The organism is Segnochrobactrum spirostomi (genome assembly GCF_009600605.1).
GTDB lineage: Bacteria > Pseudomonadota > Alphaproteobacteria > Rhizobiales > Segnochrobactraceae > Segnochrobactrum > Segnochrobactrum spirostomi.
In genome coordinates this window covers 2762618-2782007 of record NZ_VWNA01000001.1, presented here as the reverse complement: position 1 = coordinate 2782007, position 19390 = coordinate 2762618, and the positions used below count along the sequence as shown (strand labels likewise).

17 protein-coding genes and 1 tRNA gene are annotated in these 19390 nt (G+C 70.1%); 14 read left to right on the top strand and 4 right to left on the bottom strand.

The genetic code is table 11. The features are described from left to right. Nucleotides 1–26: 26 nt before the first annotated feature. Nucleotides 27–548 (bottom strand): gluconokinase, encoded by a 522-nt coding sequence (locus tag F0357_RS12515; protein WP_153482048.1) that lies wholly within the window; start codon nt 546–548, stop codon nt 27–29. A gap of 229 nt (nt 549–777) precedes the next feature. Between F0357_RS12515 and gloB the strand changes: the two genes are divergently transcribed. Together gloB and F0357_RS12505 are read left to right on the top strand one after the other, a co-directional pair. Next, nucleotides 778–1554, top strand: a complete 777-nt coding sequence (gloB, locus tag F0357_RS12510; RefSeq protein WP_153482044.1) for a hydroxyacylglutathione hydrolase — start codon at nt 778–780, stop codon at nt 1552–1554. Nucleotides 1555–1610: 56 nt separating this feature from the next. After that, complete coding sequence (locus F0357_RS12505) at nt 1611–2174, top strand: cupin domain-containing protein (protein WP_153482035.1); 564 nt, start codon at nt 1611–1613, stop codon at nt 2172–2174. A 40-nt stretch (nt 2175–2214) separates the two neighbouring features. Here F0357_RS12505 and F0357_RS12500 read toward each other — a convergent pair whose 3' ends face one another. Continuing rightward, nucleotides 2215–2430 carry a DUF1674 domain-containing protein gene (locus F0357_RS12500; protein ID WP_208948311.1) on the bottom strand — a complete coding sequence of 72 codons (216 nt, stop codon included), beginning with the start codon at nt 2428–2430 and terminating at the stop codon, nt 2215–2217. Nucleotides 2431–2649: 219 nt separating this feature from the next. On the opposite strand from F0357_RS12500, the gene htpX reads away from it, so the two are divergent. The 12 genes from htpX (at nt 2650) to F0357_RS12440 (ending at nt 16826) form a co-directional block, all read left to right on the top strand. Beyond that, entirely contained in the window at nt 2650–3663 is a 1014-nt protein-coding gene (htpX, locus tag F0357_RS12495; protein WP_312861566.1) for a zinc metalloprotease HtpX, read from the top strand. Nucleotides 3664–3778: 115 nt separating this feature from the next. Beyond that, nucleotides 3779–5059, top strand: coding sequence for an RsmB/NOP family class I SAM-dependent RNA methyltransferase (locus F0357_RS12490; RefSeq protein WP_312861565.1), 1281 nt, complete (start codon nt 3779–3781; stop codon nt 5057–5059). 160 nt (nt 5060–5219) lie between these two features. Next, nucleotides 5220–6953: a heparinase II/III family protein gene (locus F0357_RS12485; RefSeq protein ID WP_246161448.1), complete on the top strand. Its 1734-nt coding sequence runs from the start codon at nt 5220–5222 to the stop codon at nt 6951–6953. 79 nt (nt 6954–7032) lie between these two features. Beyond that, nucleotides 7033–8679 carry a bifunctional phosphoribosylaminoimidazolecarboxamide formyltransferase/IMP cyclohydrolase gene (purH, locus tag F0357_RS12480; protein ID WP_153482013.1) on the top strand — a complete coding sequence of 549 codons (1647 nt, stop codon included), beginning with the start codon at nt 7033–7035 and terminating at the stop codon, nt 8677–8679. Nucleotides 8680–9181: 502 nt separating this feature from the next. Continuing rightward, nucleotides 9182–9595: a hypothetical protein gene (locus F0357_RS12475; protein WP_153482010.1), complete on the top strand. Its 414-nt coding sequence runs from the start codon at nt 9182–9184 to the stop codon at nt 9593–9595. After that, nucleotides 9595–10179 (top strand): hypothetical protein, encoded by a 585-nt coding sequence (locus F0357_RS12470; protein ID WP_153482007.1) that lies wholly within the window; start codon nt 9595–9597, stop codon nt 10177–10179. The genes F0357_RS12475 and F0357_RS12470 overlap by 1 nt, the downstream gene beginning before the upstream one ends. Before the next feature lie 225 nt (nt 10180–10404). Further along, on the top strand, nt 10405–11529 hold the full coding sequence (locus F0357_RS12465; protein WP_153482004.1) for a LacI family DNA-binding transcriptional regulator: 1125 nt from the start codon (nt 10405–10407) through the stop codon (nt 11527–11529). A gap of 87 nt (nt 11530–11616) precedes the next feature. Continuing rightward, nucleotides 11617–12492, top strand: coding sequence for a sugar phosphate isomerase/epimerase family protein (locus F0357_RS12460; protein WP_153482001.1), 876 nt, complete (start codon nt 11617–11619; stop codon nt 12490–12492). A 35-nt stretch (nt 12493–12527) separates the two neighbouring features. After that, nucleotides 12528–14030, top strand: coding sequence for a xylulokinase (gene xylB, locus F0357_RS12455; protein WP_312861564.1), 1503 nt, complete (start codon nt 12528–12530; stop codon nt 14028–14030). A 40-nt stretch (nt 14031–14070) separates the two neighbouring features. Then, nucleotides 14071–15534, top strand: a complete 1464-nt coding sequence (locus F0357_RS12450; protein ID WP_153481996.1) for an FGGY-family carbohydrate kinase — start codon at nt 14071–14073, stop codon at nt 15532–15534. Then, complete coding sequence (locus F0357_RS12445) at nt 15531–16238, top strand: class II aldolase/adducin family protein (RefSeq protein WP_153481992.1); 708 nt, start codon at nt 15531–15533, stop codon at nt 16236–16238. Before F0357_RS12450 ends, F0357_RS12445 begins: the two co-directional genes overlap by 4 nt. A 511-nt stretch (nt 16239–16749) precedes the next feature. Then, nucleotides 16750–16826: transfer RNA gene (locus F0357_RS12440), tRNA-Arg, on the top strand. 11 nt (nt 16827–16837) lie between these two features. On the opposite strand, the gene F0357_RS12435 is transcribed toward F0357_RS12440, so the two are convergent. Together F0357_RS12435 and F0357_RS12430 are read right to left on the bottom strand one after the other, a co-directional pair. After that, on the bottom strand, nt 16838–17401 hold the full coding sequence (locus tag F0357_RS12435) for a gamma-glutamylcyclotransferase (RefSeq protein ID WP_153481989.1): 564 nt from the start codon (nt 17399–17401) through the stop codon (nt 16838–16840). Between the two features lie 19 nt (nt 17402–17420). Then, nucleotides 17421–19319, bottom strand: a complete 1899-nt coding sequence (locus F0357_RS12430) for an ABC transporter ATP-binding protein (protein ID WP_153481987.1) — start codon at nt 19317–19319, stop codon at nt 17421–17423. Nucleotides 19320–19390 lie beyond the last annotated feature (71 nt).

Genomic DNA, 19390 nt, shown 5'->3' with positions numbered 1-19390 from the left:
CCCCGCTTGCGGGGAGAAGGGGGTGCTCAGACCGCGCGGTCGATGGCCGCGACGATGGCGGCGACCGCCCCGGTACCGTCGACGACGAGCACATCCGGCTCGTCCGGACCCGGGCGCTCCAGGGTGGCGAACTGGCTCGCGACGAGGCTCGCCGGCATATAATGGTGCGCACGGTGAGCGACGCGGGCGAGCGCCTCGGCCTCGGTCAGATCGAGCAGCACGAAACGGATGCCGGGCGCCCCGGCGCGCAGCCGGTCGCGATAGACCTTTCTCAGCGCCGAGCAGGCGACCACGACCCCCGCCGGATAGGCCGTCGCATCCGCGAGCGTCGCCGCGACCCGGTCGAGCCACGGCCAGCGGTCTTCATCGTCGAGGGGATGGCCGGCCTGCATCTTGGCGACGTTGGCGGCCGGGTGCAGATCGTCGCCGTCGACGAAGGCGAGCCCGTCCTTAGCGGCGAGCGCCCGGCCGATCGTCGTCTTGCCGGCCCCGCTCACTCCCATCACCACGATCGCCCGCCGCACCGACCCTCGTCCCGCGTCCGTCATCGCCCGCTCCCGCGCGTCCTCGCGGCCCGATAGAGCATGGCCGCGGCCGGCAAGACCAGACCCCGACCCGCCGCCGGGGCGAGCCGCCCGGCTTCACACTCCCGTGCGCCGCGGGCCCGGAAGCGCCCGCAGCCGCCCCTCCCCCGCCCCGGCGATCGCCGAGCCCGCTTTCTCTCCGCGGCGCCGCCCGTTAGGGTTCCGCCCGCGCCCGCCACCCGAAAGGCCCGCGATGACCGCTTTCACCGTCCGCCTCGTCCCCTGCCTCACCGACAATTATGCGGTGCTGATCCACCTGCCCGACAGCGGCGCGACGATCCTCGTCGATGCGCCCGAAGACGGGCCGATCCGCGCCGCCCTCGGCACCGAGGGCTGGCGGCTCAGCCACGTGCTCCTCACCCACCATCACGGCGATCATGTCCAGGCGGTGCCGCTGTTGCGCGCCGAAACCGGCGCCGCGGTGATCGGCCCGGCCGCCGAGGCGGACAAGCTCCCCGCCCTCGACCGCGCCGTCGCCGACGGCGACCGGTTCGCGATCGGCGGCCTGGACATCGCGGTGATCGCGACGCCCGGCCACACCTTGGGCGAGGTGTCCTATTTCCTGCCGGCCGCCAAGCTCGCCTTCACCGGCGACACGCTGTTTTCGCTCGGCTGCGGCCGCGTCTTCGAGGGCACGCCGGAGATGATGTGGGCATCGCTCGAAACGCTGAAGCGCGTCCTGCCGGACGACACGTCGGTCTATTGCGGCCACGAATACACCGCCTCTAACGCCCGCTTTGCGCTGTCGGTCGACGGCGACAACGCGGCCCTCGCCGCCCGCGCCCGCGAGGTCGAGGCGCTGCGCGCGGCCGGGCGGCCGACCCTGCCGGTGACGATGGCGGCGGAGAAGGCGGCGAACCCCTTCCTGCGCGCCGACGAGCCCGCCCTCGCCCGGGCGATGGGGCTCGAAGGTCAGCCGGCGGCCGCCGTGTTCGCCGCGGTGCGCCGGGCCAAGGACACGTTCAAGTAAGGGAAGGCGCCTGCAAATGAGGAAAGACGCCTGCAAATGAACGAGGACACGGACACATGAGCGGCGACCCGGCGGACGATCCCTCCCGCAGCGGCTATCCGCGCGCCGGCGACGGCCTCGGCGGCCATGCCGACCTGTCAGAGCTCAGTGCGGAGAGCGTGATCCGCCTTCTCGGGCTGCAACGCCATCCCGAGGGTGGCTGGTATTGCGAGACGTTCCGCGACCCGGTCGAGATCGACGGCCGCGCGGCCTCGACGGCAATCTATTTTCTGCTCGCCGCCGGCGAACGGTCGCACTGGCACCGGGTCGATGCGGTCGAGATCTGGCACTGGCACGCCGGCGCACCGCTTCTCCTCGAGATCGCCGACGAGACTCGGGACGACCAGACTCGGGACGACCAGACTCGGGACGATCAGACTCGCGCCGACCGACTCACTCTCGGCCCGGCCCTCGGCCGTGGCGAGCGGCCGCAAGGCATCGTTCCGCGCAGCGCCTGGCAGGCGGCCCGCTCGCTCGGCCCCTGGACCCTCGTCGGCTGCACCGTGGCGCCGGGCTTCCGCTTCGAAGGCTTCGAACTCGCCGCCCCGGGCTGGGCCCCGCCGGGCTTCGAAGCCGGCTAAGAACCCGCCCGCCCTTGGAATCTCGACGGGCGCTCGGGGCTCAGAAGTCGCTGGCGAGGCCCTTCACTTCCCAGTCGCCGTAGCGCACCGGCTCGGGGCCGTCGCGGCCGTGGAGTTCCTTGGGAAGCGTCTCGGCAGTCGCCGTGCGGCGGCGCTCCTCGGCTTCCGCGAGGGCCCGGCGGGCCGCGTCGGGCAGCGTCGCCGGGTCGCGCGGCCGGGCCGCGTCCGCGGGCTCGGAACCTTCCTTCGCCGTCATCGTCGGTCCTCGTTTCATCTCGGGTGCGTCCGCGGCCGAGGGCCGCCGCGACAGGCCGCGCCGTGCCCCGCTTCCTTGCGGGCGAACGCCACCGTTCCCATCATATAGGCGATTTCGGAGCGCGTTCCGAGCCGGCCGTCACCGGCACAGACCGCACGGGCGATCGACCCGAACCCATATCGACCGAAACCATCGATCCCAGATCCGGAGACCGCGACGGTGAACATCTTCCGCACGGCCTTGCTTCTCGCCGCCCTCACCGCCCTCTTCATGGGCGTCGGCTACCTCATCGCAGGCGTCGGCGGCATGCAGATCGCCTTCCTCATCGCGCTCGCGATGAACCTGTTCAGCTACTGGAACGCCGACCGCATGGTGCTCGGCATGTACCGCGCGGTGGAGGTCGACGCGCGCACCCATCCCGAGTTCTACGGCATCGTCCAGGCCCTCGCCCGACGCGCGGAGCTGCCGATGCCGCGCGTCTACATCATCGACCAGCCGCAGCCGAACGCCTTCGCGACCGGCCGCAACCCGCGCAACGCCGCGGTGGCGGCGACGACCGGCCTGCTCGCCATAATGAACCGGGAGGAGGTCGCGGCGGTGATGGCCCACGAGCTCGCCCACGTGAAGCACCACGACACCCTCATCATGACGCTCACGGCGACGATCGCCGGCGCCATCTCGATGCTCGCCAATTTCGGCTTCCTGTTCGGCGGCAACCGGGAGAACAACAACCCGCTCGGCTTCGTCGGCGTCATCGTGGCGATGATCGTGGCGCCGCTCGCCGCGATGCTGGTGCAGATGGCGATCAGCCGGACCCGCGAATATGCCGCCGACCGCATGGGTGCGGAGATCTGCGGCAACCCGATGTGGCTCGCCTCGGCCCTTGCCAAACTGGAGCGGGGAGCGCATCGGATCGTCAACGCGGAGGCGGAAGCGAATCCCGCGACCGCCCACCTCTTCATCATCAATCCCCTGAACGGCCAGCGGATGGACAACCTGTTCTCGACCCACCCGTCGACGGAGAACCGCATCGCGGCGCTCGAAGATCTGGCGCATCGCAGCGGTGGCAGCGGCGGCTTCGCCATGCCGGCCGGCGTCCGCGCGGCGCCGCGCGATGACGGCGATGCCGGTCCGTCCGGCCCGTGGGGCACCCGGACCGGTGGCGCAACCCGCCCGTCGGAGGACGAAGGCCCCTGGGGCCGCGGCTCCTCCAGCAACGGACCCTGGGGATGAGCGGCGCCCGCTCGCCCGCCGGCGGCTCGCCGCGCCCCCGCGGTCGGCGAACGCATCCCGCTCCGGCGGTTCGCGGCCCGCGCTCAAGCCGGGTCTGCCGGCGCGCGCCGCCGCGGTGGCCATCGTCGATGCCGTGCTCGGCGGCCGCCAGCTCGACGCCGCGCTCGATCCCGTCGAGGGCGACAGCCGCATCGGCGCGCTGCCCGAGCGCGACCGGGCACTGGCCCGCGCCATCGTCGGCGTCTCGCTGCGCCGCATCGGCCAGATCGAGGATGCGCTCGGCCGCATGATGGCCCGTCCGCTGCCGCAGAAGGCACACCTCGCCCGGGCGATCCTCGTCGTCGGCGCCGCCCAGCTTCTCTTTCTCGACGTGCCGGACCACGCCGCCGTGTCGCTCGCGGTCGATCTCGCCCGCGCCGACCGTCAGGCGACCCACCACGCCAACCTGGTCAACGGCGTGCTGCGCCGGCTCGCCCGGGAGAAGAGCTTCGTCCTCGCCGAGCAGGACGAGACCCGTCTCAACACGCCGCCGTGGCTCTATGCCCGCTGGCAGGCGGCCTACGGCGAGGACGGCGCCGCGGCGCTCGCCGCCGCCCACCTCCAGGAGGCGGCCCTCGATCTCGGCGTCAAGGCCGACGCTGCGACCTGGGCCGAACGGCTCGGCGGCCGGGTCCTGCCGACCGGCGCGGTGCGCGTGACGCCGCGCGGCCCCGTCGAACGGCTCGACGGCTATCTCGAAGGCGCCTGGTGGGTGCAGGACGCCGCCGCCGCGCTGCCGCCGCGCCTCTTCGGCGATGTGCGGGGCAAGCGCATCGCCGATCTCTGCGCCGCGCCGGGCGGCAAGACCGCCGCGCTCGCCGCGGCCGGTGCCACGGTGACCGCCGTCGATCAATCCGCGGCGCGGCTCGCCCGGCTGCGGGAAAATCTCGCCCGTCTTCGCCTCGAGGCCGAGATCGTCGAGGCGGATCTGAGGACGTGGGCGCCGGAGACGACGTTCGACGGCGTGCTCCTCGACGCGCCCTGCTCGGCGACCGGCACGCTGCGCCGCCATCCCGACATCGCCCTGACCAAGGGGCCCGAGGACGTCGCCGGGCTCGCGGTGCTCCAGGCCGACCTCCTCGCCCGCGCCGCGGCCTGGGTCGCGCCCGGCGGGCTCCTCGTCTATTGCACCTGCTCGCTCGAGCGGGACGAGGGCGAAGACCAGATCGCCGCCTTCCTCGCGAGCCATCCCGATTTCGCCCGGGTGCCGGTCGAGGCTGCGGAGATCGGCGGCATCGCCGACGCGATCAACGCGGACGGCGACCTGCGCACGCTGCCCTTCCAGATCGCCGAGACCGAGGGCTCCCGCGGCGGGTGGGACGGCTTCTTCGCCGCCCGCCTGCGCCGCACGAGCTGACGGCCGAGCGCACCGTCGGCCCGCACGGCGAAGCGGGACGAAGCGTGACGCGCGGCACCACTCTGGTAACCATTCGCGGACTAGGATGCGGCGGGGCCCTCGCGGCGTCCGCGAATGGGCGCGATTCTCCTGAAAGGGTGACGCCGAGATGACGTCGAGCATGGCGAAGCGCGCGCGCCTCGGACGGCTGGTCGCCGCCCGCATGCTCGCGTCGCTGCGCGCCTCGCTCCGCCGTTCCGCGATCGGCCGCTGGCGTCAAGTCGGCATCACGCCCGACCGCCTCTTGATCGCCCCCCAGGACATCCGCACCGCCGATCCGACCGTCGCCTCCGACATCTATGCGGGCGTGTTCGTCTTTTCCGGCCAGATCGTCGAGGTCGGCGGCCGCTCGCCGTTCGAAGTCCCGGCGCCGTCGGAGGATTGGGCGCGGGCTCTGCACGGCTTCGGCTGGCTGCGCCATCTGCGCGCCTCCGACAGCGCGCTGTCGCGCTCGAACGGCCGCGCCCTCGTCGACGATTGGATCCGCGCCTCGGGGCAGTTGCCGGCGATCGCCTGGCGCACCGACGTGCTCGCCCGCCGCCTGCTGTCGTGGCTGTCCCAGTCGCCGCTGATCCTCGAAGGCTGCGACCGCGGCTTCTACAACCGCTTCCTGCGCACCCTCGTCCGTCAGGTGCGCCTGTTGCGCCAGACCTTCGGCGATACGCCCGACGGCATGCCGCGCCTCGCCGCGGCGCTCGCGCTCGCCGCCGCGGCTGTTTCGCTCGCCGGACAGGACCGCCACGTCAAGGCGGCGCTGAAGCTGCTCGACCACGAGCTCGAACGCCAGATTCTCGCCGACGGCGGCCACATCTCGCGCAACCCCGCCGCGGTGCTCGACGCCCTCGTCGATGCGTTGCCGATCCGTCAGGCGATCTCGGCCCGCGGCATCGCGCCCTCGCCGGTGCTGATGGGCTCGATCGACCGCATGATCCCGATGCTGCGCTTCTTCCGCCACGCGGAGGGCAGCTTCGCCCACTTCAACGGCATGGGCGTCACCCCGCGCGGCCTCGTCGCGACGGTGCTCGCCCACGACGACAGCTTCGGCTCGGCCCCGGCGAACGCCAGCCATTCGGGCTATCAGCGCCTCGAAGCCGGACCGGCCCTCGTCATCGCCGACACCGGCGCGCCGCCGCCGATCGCGGTCAGCGACAACGCCCACGCCGGCTGCCTCTCCTTCGAGTTCGGCTCGCGCGGCAACCTCATCGTGGTCAATTGCGGGGCGCCGGCATCGAGCCGCAGCGAATGGCGCCACGCCGCCCGCTCGACCGCCGCCCACTCGACCCTCGTCGTCGAGAACGCCTCTTCTGCGCGCATCCTGGAGCGGCCGGATCTCGCCCGCTGGATCGGCGCGCCGATCGTCGAGGGACCGAACCCGCCGGACGTCCAGCGCGAGGACGGGCCGCACCACATCGTCGTCACCGCCCGCCACGACGGCTATGCCGGGCGCTTCGGGCTCGTCCACGAGCGCACCCTCGCGCTCGCCTTCGACGGCCAGCGGCTCGACGGCCTCGACCGCCTCTTGCCAGCGCCCGACGAGGTCTCGGTCGGCGACCGCCGCTTCGCGGTGCGCTTCCACCTGCACCCGAGCGTGCGGGCGAGCCGGGCGCTCGGCGGCGAGGCGGTGCTGATCGTCTGCCCGGATTCGGAAGCGTGGATGTTCACCGCGCCGGGCCTCGAGATCGGGCTCGAGGAATCGGTCTTCCTCTCCGGGCTGCAAGGTCTGCGCCGCACCGAGCAGATCGTGCTGCAAGGCCACACCGGGGAGATCAGCGAGATCATGTGGCGGTTCGAGCGACAGGCCTCGGGCCGCTCGCAGGCCCGCCGCCCCCCTGCGGAAGAGACAGGGCTGTTCTGACATCGCGGCGGTTCCGGCCGCGGGCGATCCGTGCTACCCCGCGCGCGATCCTCCCTCGCCGCCCTCCGGAGCCCCGCCGATGTCCGTCACCGTCAAATCCATCGCGACGCCAGACCGCGTGCCGCTCACCCGCGCGCTGATCTCCGTCTCCGACAAGACCGGCATCGCCGATTTCGCCCGCACGCTCGCCGCGCGCGGCGTGGAGCTCGTGTCGACCGGCGGCACCCGGGCCGCGATCGCCGCGGCCGGCGTTCCGGTCATCGACGTCTCCGACATCACCGGCTTCCCAGAGATCATGGACGGCCGCGTCAAGACGCTGCACCCGAAGGTCCACGGCGGTCTCCTCGCCGTGCGCGCCGATCCGGAACATGCCGAGGCGCTGACGACCCACGGCATCCCGGTGTTCGACCTCCTCGTCATCGATCTCTATCCGTTCGAAGAGACGGTGGCGAAGGGCGGCGAGCGGCAAGCGATCATCGAGACGATCGACATCGGCGGGCCGGCGATGATCCGCGCCGCCGCCAAGAACCACGCTTATCTTTCCGTCGTGGTGGACCCCGCCGACTACGGCGCGGTGCTGACGGAACTCGACGGCCATGGCGGCGCGACGACCGCCCGGTTCCGCCGCGCGCTCGCCGCGAAGGCGTTCTCGCGCACCGCCGCCTACGACGCCGCGATCGCGCGCTGGGCGACCGACGCGGTTGCCGCGGAGACGGAAGCGGCCGCCGAGGCCGAACCGACCGCGCCGCGCTGGGTCAGCTTCGGCGGCACCCTCGTCCAGGCGATGCGCTACGGCGAGAATCCGCATCAGGCGGCCGCCTTCTACCGCAGCGCGCCGGCCCGCGCCGGCGTCGCCACCGCCCGCCAGGTGCAGGGCAAGGCGCTCTCCTACAACAACCTCAACGATACCGACGCCGCCTACGAGCTCGTCGCCGAGTTCGACCCGGCCGCCTCGGCGGCGGTCGCGATCATCAAGCACGCCAACCCGTGCGGCGTCGCCCGCGGCGCCGACCTCGCCGAGGCCTACCGCAAGGCGCTCGCCTGCGACCCGGTCTCGGCGTTCGGCGGCATCGTCGCCCTGAACCGCACCCTCGACGCGGCCGCGGCGGCGCTCGTCACCGAGATCTTCACCGAGGTCATCATCGCCCCCGACGCGACGGCCGAGGCGATCGAGATCGTGGCGGCGAAGAAGAACCTGCGCCTGCTCCTCGCCGGCGGCCTGCCGGACCCACGCGCCGCCGGCCTCGTCGCCAAGACCCTCGCCGGCGGCCTTCTGGTGCAGTCGCGCGACAACGCGGTGATCGACGATCTCGACCTCAAGGTCGTCACCAAGCGGGCGCCGACCGAGGCCGAACTCGCCGACCTCAAGTTCTCCTGGCGCATCGTCAAGCACGTCAAGTCGAACGCCATCGTCTACGCCAAGGGCGGCGCGACGGTCGGCATCGGGGCGGGCCAGATGAGCCGCGTCGATTCCGCCCGCATCGCGGCCTGGAAGGCGGCGGATGCGGCGAAGGCCGCCGGCCTCGCCGACAGCCCGACGCGGGGCTCGGTGGTCGCTTCGGACGCCTTCTTCCCGTTCGCCGACGGCCTTCTCGCCGCGGTCGAGGCGGGCGCGACGGCGGTCATCCAGCCCGGCGGCTCGATGCGCGACGCCGAGGTGATCGCCACCGCCGACGCCCACGGCCTCGCCATGGTCTTCACCGGCGTCCGCCACTTCCGGCACTGAGGCGGCGGATTGCAAGGTCGTCGGCGATCAGGCGGAATCCTATAACGCAGAGGACGGCGCGTACCTCTATCCGAATGAGTCGGCGCAATCGGGGTTAACGATCCTATCGTCAGCCCCACCTTTCGGCTATCGGCATCGCTTTGAGACAACACCGCGCATCCATTCAATGCTAGATGCTCCAATAAATATACCTAATGTAACGCTTCTCATGCAGATGCGAAATTCTCGGTCAGTCTTCGATATTTCTAGAGGTTCAGAAACTGAAGATTCCATACTGCTTTGTGACTGCGAAGTTTCTAGCTTTATGACGCAAGAATATACTAACTAATAATAATGCATCCGCGATGATATTATCGCGATGACGCAAAATGCAACCTATCGACTCCTTGCTGCGCACGTAATCAAGCAGAGAGCGAACCGACATCGAGATGTATAGGACTCACCCTCTTCCATCCTAGATAGAAATCTGCTCTAATCCCCAATGCACCACGGGGGGGCAATTATGGATGAAGATGACTTTCTACATCTCGTGGCACTGCTCACTGAGCAGCTACAACAGATCGGGCATGGTGATATAGCTGAAGAGCGCCATTATTTGCGCGCGGATGCGGATGATGATGAAGCCGTTTTAATTCCACCTCAAGAACTATTGATAGAAATGCTTGCTGCCTTTGAGCGTCGCATATTAACTGAGGATATAGGAACGTATAATAAATCCATTCGAATTATAAATGAAAATACTGACGGAAGTGGGCCCGATTACGCGGAAATCGAGATATGGCCTACCGCATCGCGGGGCGTGAGCTATCAGAGAATTAGCGACCATTCCACAGATCTTCGCGAGGTGCTTGATGACATACACTCCTTACGAGCGAAGCTGATCGAGGCCCGCCGCACTCCGGGGATGTCATTCTGATGGACGTTCATGAAGCTGAAAAAGATATACTAAATATATTCTCCAAATACGGGGCTGCTTGGTCGAAACATAAAACCCCCCTTCCCTCCACGTTAACACGTGGAAAACTTTATGAATTGTATGTTCTCGGCATAGTTCTGCAGGAACTGCATAATAGAGGATGCAATATAACATTCAAAGGTAGAAGCTTATTGTTTAAAGCGGCACCCGGAAAATTGAAATTATCCGATCCTCATTTCGTTGTAGAAACCCCAAATGGGGATACTCTTTGGCTTTTTGTTGATATCGAGTTTAATACGCTCGGGCAGGAACTTAGTCGCGCAACTGATCGCAGCCGTCGACATGAGCTGGATATAGTACTGGTCGATGAAATCAACGATTATCCAAGTTATAGAGATGTATGGTTCGGCGCGGAGTGCAAGGCACATTCCAACTTCCGAAAAAGCATAATCAAGGAGGTTCTGGGAGTACGCCGGGAGCTGTCCGGCCGAGATAGAAAATGCCAAAAATATTCGCGACTCACACAGTCGGGCACATCTCCACAGGTCAGCGTATACGCGTCACCCCCTCCGAGTTCTGGCTAGCTTACATCGATCCGAAGGGAAACCACTACGCCGAAAGCCCCGGGGCTTTCGATATCGATCTGCGCCACATCGCACCTTAGCCGGATATTGCAGCTTGAGGTTCCGGGAGACCAAACGTTGCCCATCGACGGGCACTACACATCGTCGACACCCTCACATACCCCGCTTGACGGTTCGCCTGCGATATCCGTAAATCGATTTACGTAAATCGATTTACGGACGCCGATGTCCCGCACGCCCGCGCCGCCCGAGACCGAGGAACCTGCGCCCAAGGGGCGCGGGCCGGTGTCGATGCGCGAGGTGGCGGCCCGCGCCGGGGTCTCGACGGCGACCGTCTCCAACGTGCTCAGCGGCCGCAAGGCGGTCGATCCCGTCCTCGCCGAGCGGGTGCGCGCCGCCGCAGCCGCCCTCGATTACCGCATCGACCGCGCCGCCTCGCAATTGCGCTCCGGCAAGGCGCGGGTCGTCGCGGTGTTGGTTCCGAGCCTCGAAAATCCGTTCTTCACCTCGATCGTCGCCGGCCTCGAACGGGCGGCGAACCGCGAGAGCTACGACATCATCGTCGCGAGCGCGAACGACGACGCGGCGATCGAGGCGGCGCGCCTCGCCGCCCTGCTGTCGTGGCGGCCCTCCGGCGTGATCGTGATCCCGAGCACCGACGCCTTCCCCGGCCGCCGCACCATCGAGGCCGCGGGCGTTCCGTATGTCGTGGTCGACCGCGTCGCCGCCGACGATTGGGCCGATGCGGTGATGGTCGACAATGCGGGCGCGGCGCGGCTCGCGGCGGACCATCTCCTCGGCCTCGGTCACGCCCGCGTTCTCGTCGCCGCCTCGTCGCTCGCGCTCGCCAACATCCGCGAGCGCTGCGACGGCATCGCCGCCGCCTTCGCCGGCTTCTCCCGATCCGGTCTGGACGCGCCGGAGGTTATCGAAGTCGGGCTCACCTTCGACACCGTCGCCGAGCGGCTCGAGGCCTGGCTCGCCGCCCGCGGCCGGCCGAGCGCGATCATCGCCCTGACGAACTTCGCGACCCTCGGCGTGCTCGCCGCGCTGTCGCGGCTCGCCATCCGGGTGCCGGACGACGTCTCCCTCGTCGGCTTCGACGATTATGCCTGGATGCGCGCCGCCGCGCCCTCGATCACCGCGGTGCGCCAGCCGGTCGACCGCATGGCCGAGGAGGCCTGGCGCCGCCTCGTCGGCCGCCTCGCCGGCGAAGCCGGGCCACCGCTCCGGCTGCGGCTGCCGTGCAGCCTCGAAGTCCGCGCCTCGACCCGGGCCATTGCCCCGGTCGCCGACGGACGCGCTGCGCGTCACACGCGGGAGGTCATCGACGCCGCCACGCCCGGCTAACCCCTTTCGCCCGCTCACGGGCGACGACGACACGGCCCGCCCGCGAGCGGTGCCGGACACCAACGACAACAGCGAGGAGAAACGCCCATGACAGACGCCCCGAAGACGAAGCCGAACGTCCGCCTCGGCATGCATGCGAGCCTGTGGGGTCCGTCCTGGACCCGCGAGGTCGCCGAAATCGCGGTGCCGGAAGCCGCGAAATACGGCCTTCAGGTCATCGAAGTGCCGCTGATGGACCCCGATCCGGTCGACGCCGCCCATTCCCGGGCGCTGTTCGAGGAGTACGGCATCACGCCGACCGCCTCGCTCTGCCTGCCCTTCGAGGTGACGGCGCCGCACCATCCGGAGAAGGCCGAGGCCTTCCTGATGAACGCCCTCGAGAAGGCCCACGCGCTCGGCTGCGACTTCTTCGGCGGCGTCACCTTCTCGACCCTCGGCTGGAAGTCCGGCTCGCCCCCGACCGAGACCGAATATCAGAACATCCTGAAGGCCTTGAAGCCGGTCGCGGCGCGCGCGGCGGATTACGGCATCCGCTTCGGCATCGAGGCCTGCAACCGCTACGAGACCCACCTCATCAACACCGCGGCCCAGACGGTGTGGTTCATGGACCGGCTCGGCGCGCCGAACGCCACCGCCCACCTCGACACTTACCACATGAACATCGAAGAGAAGGGAATCGGCCACGGCCTGCGCGTCGCCGGCGACCGCTGCAACTATCTCCACATCTCGGAGAGCGACCGCGGCGTGCCCGGCACCGGCACGATCGATTGGAACGATGTGTTCCGCGCCCTCGCCGAGACCGACTTCAAGGGCGATCTCGTCATCGAGAGTTTCGTGACGCTGCCGCCGGACATCGCCGCCGCGCTCTGCGTCTGGCGTTCGGTCGCCCGGGACCGCTATGAGATCCTGGAGAAGGGCGTCGCCTACATCCAGAGCCTCGCCCGGGTCCACGGCCTGATCTGACGGCCGTCCGACCAGCGGCAAGCGGGAGCGTAGACGTGAGTTCATCCGGCGCGGGCACTCGGCTCGGCATCGATATCGGCACCTCGGCCGTCAAGGCGATCCTCGTCGACGACGCGGAAACGGTGCTCGCCGAGGCGGAAGTCCCGCTCGAGGTGTCGCGCCCGCAACCCGGCTGGTCGGAGCAGGACCCCGACGATTGGTGGCGCGCCGTCAAGCGCGCCTTCTCCCAGGTGCGCGGCGAGGCCCCGCAGGCCTTCGGGGCGATCGACGCGATCGGCCTCTCCGGTCAGATGCACGCCGCCCTCGGCCTCGATGCGGACGGCGCGCCGGTCGGCCCGGCCATGCTGTGGAACGACGGGCGCGCCACCGCCGAATGCGCCGACTTGAACGAGACGGTCGCCGAGCTCGGCCTCAAGGCCGGCGTTCCCGCGATGCCGGGCTTCACCGCGCCGAAGCTGCTCTGGCTCGCCCGCCACGATCCGGAGCGCTTCGCGCGCATCCGCACCATCGTCCTCGCCAAGGATTATGTGCGGATGAAGCTCACCGGCGAGATCGCGACCGACATGTCGGACGCCGCCGGCGCGCTTCTGCTCGACGAGGCGCGGCGGGCTTATTTTCCGGCTCTGGTCGAAGCCTGCGGGCTCGATCTCGACCAGTTGCCGCCGCTCAAGGAGGGCAGCACCGCCGCCGGCGGGCTGCGCCGCGGCGTGGCGACCGCCCACGGCCTGACCCAGGGCATCGTGGTGGCGACCGGCGGCGGCGACGCGGCGGTCGGCGCGGTCGGCATCGGGGCGGTCGGCGACGGCGACGCCTTCCTGTCGCTCGGCACCTCGGCGCAATATTTCGTCACCACCGCGGCCTACCGGCCCTATCCGCAGGCCCTCGTCCACGCCTTCGCCCATGCCGTGCCGGAGCGCTGGTTCCAGATGGCGGCGATGCTGAACGGGGCGAGCGCGCTCGGCTGGCTCGCCGGCGTGGTCGGGCGCGGCGACGACATCCCCGGCCTCCTCGCGGCGGCGGAGGCGCGCGGCCGGCGGCCCTCGCCGGTCACGTTCCTGCCCTACCTCACCGGCGAGCGGACGCCCCACGACAACGCCGATGCCCGCGGCGTGTTCTTCGGCCTCGGCAGCGACACGGACACCGCCGACCTCGTCGCCGCGGTGCTCGAAGGCGTCGCCTTCTCCCTCGTCGATGCCCAGGACGCGCTCGCCGCGGCCGGCACGATCCCCGCCCGGCTCGCGGCGATCGGCGGCGGTGCGCGCAGCCGGCTCTGGCTCGAAATCATCGCGAGCGCGCTCGGCCGGCCGATCGACATCCAGGCGGGCGCCGCGAAGGGTCCGGCTTTCGGCGCCGCGCGGCTCGCCCGCATCGCCCGCGACGGCGGCAGCGTCGCCGAATCCTGCCCGGCACCGGCGATCGCCGCGACCATCGAGCCCGATCCGGTGCGTGCCGCAGCCTATGCCGAGCGCCTGCCGCTCTACCGCGCGCTCTATCGGAACCTGAAGCCGCTTTTTCCGCCGACCGGCTCGCCCGGCTGAGCGAAGACGAGACCTGAGGAAACGCACCGAGAGGCCGAAGATGCCCGAGACAGATCCCGACCGGCCGGCGCGCGTCGCCGTCCTCGACATCGGCAAGACCAACGTCAAGCTCAACGTCGTCGCCACCGACGGCACCCTGATCGAGACGGCCTCGTGCCCGAACCCGGTTCTGCCGGGGCCGCCTTATCGCCACCACGACGTCGCGACGCTCGAAGCCTGGATCTTCGAGCACCTCGCCGGCTACGCCCGCAGCCACCCGCTCGCCGGGCTGGTGACGACCGGCCACGGCGCCGGCGGCGTGCTCGTCGGCGAGCGGACGCTCGCCGCGCCGATGATGGATTACGAGCAGCCCTGTCCCGAGGCCGTCACCGCGCTCTACCGGACGCTCGCCGGAACCTATGCCGAGCGCGGCAGCGCGATCCTGCACGGGGCGACCCACATCGCCCGCCAGGGGCTGTGGCTCGAAACCGAATATCCCGACCTGTTCGCCGAAGGCCGCGCCTTCCTCGCCATGCCGCAATATTGGGCGTGGCGTTTCTCCGGCGTCGCCGCGAGCGAATACACCTCGATCGCCGCCCAATCCCACCTGTGGGACGTCGCGAACCGCCGGCCGACGCCCATCGTCGCCGCGCGCGGCTGGCAGCGCCTGCTGCCCCCCTTCGTGCCCGCCTTCGCCCCGGTCGGACTGATCCGCCCCGATCTCGCGGCGCGCCTCGGCCTGCCGGAGACGTTCGAGATCTTCTGCGGCGTGCACGACAGCAGCGTCAATTTCTACCGCTATCAGGCGGCCGGCCTGAAGGACTTCACCCTGGTGTCGACCGGCACCTGGATCGTCGGGCTCAGCGATGCCTGCCCGGTCTCGGCGCTCCGTGAAGACCTCGGCATGACCATGAACGCCGACGTCCACGGCCGGCCGGTCGCCGGCGCGCTCACCATGGGCGGGCGGGAGTTCGCGCTGATCGCCGGACCGGCGCGCGAGGGCGAGGCGGCGGCGAGCGATCCCGCGATCCTCGCCCGGCTGGTCGCGGACGGCATCCTCGCCCTGCCGTCGTTCGGCGACGAAGACGGCTTGGTCCCCGGCAGCGCCCGGCGCGGCCGCATCGTCGGCGCCGACGGCACCGAGCCCACGCTGTCGGCGGCCGAGCGGCGGGCGCTCGCCGTGCTCTACACCGCGCTCCTCACCGACCTGATGCTCGACGCGCTGGAGGCGACCGGCCTCATCGTGCTCGACGGCTCGTTCGTCCGCGACCCGGCCTTCGCCGGCCTGATCGCCGCGTTCCGGCCGGACGCCGACGTGCGCTTCAATCTCGACACCTATGGCGTGGCCTCCGGGGCCGGCCTCCTCGCCGGCCACCGGAGCCGCACGGCGCCCGCCGCCCTCGCCCTCGAAGCGGCGGTTCCGCTCGCTTTGCCGGGCCTCGCCGCCTACCGCGCCGCCTGGCGCGCCGCGGCGGCGGACGCCCGCACCCCCTCGATCCCTTCCCCGCCGGAGACTGCCCGATGAGCGCCCCGATCACGACGACTCACCTCGACGAGGCCGACCTGCGCCGCCGCATGGTCGAGACCTGCCGGCAGATGAATGCGACCGGCATCAACCAGGGCACCGCCGGCAACCTCTCCCACCGCCTCGACGACGGCTTCCTGATCACCCCGACCTCGATGCCCTACGACCGCATGGGACCGGACGATCTCGTGCTGATGCGCTTCGACGGTACCTTCACCGGCGCCCACCGCCCGTCGTCGGAATGGCGCTTCCACCGCGACATCCTCGCCCACCGCGGCGACGTCGACGTGGTGCTGCACTGCCATTCGATCTACGCGACGACGCTCGCCTGCCATCACCGCACGATCCCGAGCTTCCACTACATGACCGGCGTCGCCGGCGGCACCGACATCCGCTGCGCCCGCTATGCGACGTTCGGCACCCAGCAGCTCTCCGACAACGCGATCGAAGCGTTGGAGGGCCGGCTCGCCTGCCTGCTCGGCCAGCACGGCCAGATCTCGCTCGGCAAGACCCTCGACGCCGCGTTGTGGCTCGCCAACGAGGTCGAGACGCTGGCGCGGCTCTACATCCAGGCGCTGGCGATCGGCGAGCCGCCGGTCTTGTCGGACGAGGAAATGGCCCGCGTCATCGAACAGATGCGCCGCATGAGCTACGGCCACGCCCCCGACCTCGACGGCGTCAACGACACCCCGCAGGCGCGCTGAGGGGACGGCGGTCTTTGGCGGGGGGAGGCGCGGCTCGCGAGAGGGTCCGTGGTCACGGTCGCCTGATGCGACGACGACGGACGCGTCTCGTGTGTGGCGGGAGCGTCTCGTGCGTGGCGTGACCCCACCCCGCCGCTTCGCGGCGACCCTCCCCCTGGCAGGGGAGGGTGGAGGCCGGGCTTTTGGCGGAGCTCGGGAGCCCTCGTGAACGCCGGAAACAAGGCGCGTTCGCACCATCGGCGGCTCTGCGCACCAGACAGAACCGTCAACAACTCAACCGGTCCATTCCGTCAGGGACTTATCCGGCCTGGACACGAATCCAGCCGAACCAAGCACGACGCCCCACCCTCCCCTGCCAGGGGGAGGGTCGCCGGCGCAGCCGGTGGGGTGGGGTCCTGGGCCGAGCGGCGGGGTGGGGTCCTGGGCCGAGCACTCCGCCTCCGGTTCCCCCAGCAAGGCGCCCCCGGAGGGGGTGCGAAGCCCCGGAAAACATGCTAGAGGCGACGCGCGTGTCCCGGTAGCTCAGCAGGATAGAGCAACGGTTTCCTAAACCGTAGGTCAGGGGTTCGAATCCCTTCCGGGACACCATTTCCTAATCTTCAGCCGTTCACCCCATCGCCCCCGAGCTCCCCGGCCAACCACGCCAGGGCCGGATCATGGATGCCGAGGTCTTCGAGGGCGGCGACGGTGGAGAGGACGTAGTCGCGGTTCGGGCCGGACACGCCGTGCCCTTGGCGGACCAGACGCAACTGCTCCTCGAGCGTGAGCGCGCCCGCATATTGCGGATGGGTGCGGTCGGCGACGTAGGCGACGGCCTCGACGAGGCGCGCCCCCTCGGACCCGGCACGGGCACCGTCCGACACGAGCCGCAGACGCGCCGTGCGTTCGAGATAGACGGCCGTCACCTGCTCGCGCTCGCGGAGATAAGCGATCGTCTCGTCGCGCCGCGCGGCGGCGACGCGGAAGGCGCGGCCGAGGCAGGAGCCGCCGCGATCGAGACCGAGCACCAGCCCCGGATGCTCCGGCGTGCCGCGGTGGACATGAGAATAGACGCAGAGCGCGCGGCGGAAGCCCGCGATACGCGCCGGCACCACCTCCTCGAAGGCGAAGCCCGGCCGCCACATCAGCGAACCGTAGCCGAACACCCAGAGATCGTCCGCCATCGCCGCCCCCGCGCCGTGTTCAGAGAGTGGGACCGGCCGGGACGGCATCGTCGGCGAGCAGCGCCTCGAGGCCGCGATTGCCGGCGCCCGCCGCGTTGTCGTCGGAGAGACCGTCGAGCCCGTCCTGGAATTGCAGCCGGTGCAGCCGCGCATAGAGGCCGCCGAGCGCGATCAGGCTGTCGTGGTCGCCGACCTCGGCGACCCGGCCGTGGTCCATCACCACGATCTGGTCGGCGGCACGGATGGTCGAGAGCCGATGAGCGATGACGAGGGTGGTGCGGCCGGCGGACAGGCGGCCGATCGCCTCGCGGACGAGATGCTCGGATTCGGTGTCGAGGGCGCTCGTCGCCTCGTCGAGAAGGAGAATCGGCGCGTCCTTGAGGAAGGCGCGGGCGATGGTGATGCGCTGCCGCTCGCCGCCCGACAGCCGCGCCCCGCGCTCGCCGACGATGGTGTCGTAGCCCTCGGGTAGCCGGCTCACGAAGCGGTCGGCGGCGGCGGCCTCGGCGGCGGCGCGGATCGCGGCGAGATCGGCGCCCGGACGGCCGAGGGCGATGTTAGCGGCGACCGTGTCGTTGAAGAGCACGGCCTCCTGGGTGACGACGCCGATCGCACTGCGCAGGCTGTCGAGCGTCACCGCCGCGATGTCGGTACCGTCGATGGTGATGCGACCGCCTTCGAGATCGTAGAGCCGCGGCAGCAAGCCGAACACGGTGGATTTGCCGGCGCCCGAGCGGCCGACGAAGGCCGTCGTCTTGCCGCCCGGAATGACGAGATCGACGCCGTCGAGCGCCTGGGTGCCGTCGGGGTAGCGGAACACGACGCCTTCGAAGCGGATCGTGCCGGTCGAGACGGCGAGCGCCGTCGCCCCGGGCCGATCGACCACGGCCGGCTTCTCGTCGAGCACGGCATAGACCCGCTCGAGGGCGGAAAAGCCCTGCTGGAGGATGGCGTTGAGGCTGCCGATGCCGCGCAGCGGCTGGGCGGCGAGGAGGAGCGCCGAGACGAAGCCGGTGAACTGGCCGACGGTGGAAGCGCCGTTCGCGATGCGCCAGCCGATGACGCCGAGCACGATCGCCACCGCGAAGCCGCCGAGCGCTTCGAGCACCGGCTCGACGCGGCCGCGCTGGTCGGCGGTCTTGAGCTTCAGGCGGCGGATCGTCTCGAACACGCTCTCGGCACGGTCGCGCAGATAGCCTTCGAGCCGATAGGTCTTGACGATGCGGGCGGCGCCGAAGCTCTCGGAGACGAGGCCGGCCATCAGGCCCATCTGCTCTTGGGTCGTCTTCGTCACCCGCCGCACCCGGCGGCCGATGGTGTTGATCGGCACCACGGCGAGCGGCGCGATGAGCAGCGCGATCAGCGACATCTTCCAATCGAGCCAGACCATCGCCGCGAACACCGAGAGCATGGTGAGCACGTCGCGCACGAGGCTCGAGGTGGCGCGCGTCAGCGCCTCGCGGATGAAGCCGAGATCGGTGGTGAAGCGCTGGGTGAGCGCGGCCGGCGTCTCGCGCGACAGGCGGGCGAGGTCGGCGGCGATCAGGTGATCGTAGAGCTCGATCTGGAGCTCGGTCTCGATGCGGGTCGCGACGCGGTTCGTCAGCGCCACCTGGCCGTAGAGCGCGAGCGACTTGATCACCGTGACCGCCACCACCGCGAACGGCAGATAGACGATCGCCGCGCCGTCGCGGTTGGTGAAGGCGTCGTAGGCGTGGTTGATCAGGAGGGGATAGAGGCCCGTGGTGCCGGCGGCGACCGCGGTGATGAGGAGCACGAGCACGAGCTGGCGCCACAACGGGCGCGCCTGGGTGCGCCACAGCCGTGCGGCGAGCGCCGAGCTGGGGTTGCCGGAGCCGGCTTTTGCGCGGGTCGGGTTCGCCGCGGGAGGGGAGGCCGCGCCGGGGTTCGCTGTCATCGCGGCGACGCCGCTCCGTCGTTCGGGGCGCGGCGACGATCTCCGCCGCGGGAAGCGTCGCTATGACGGAT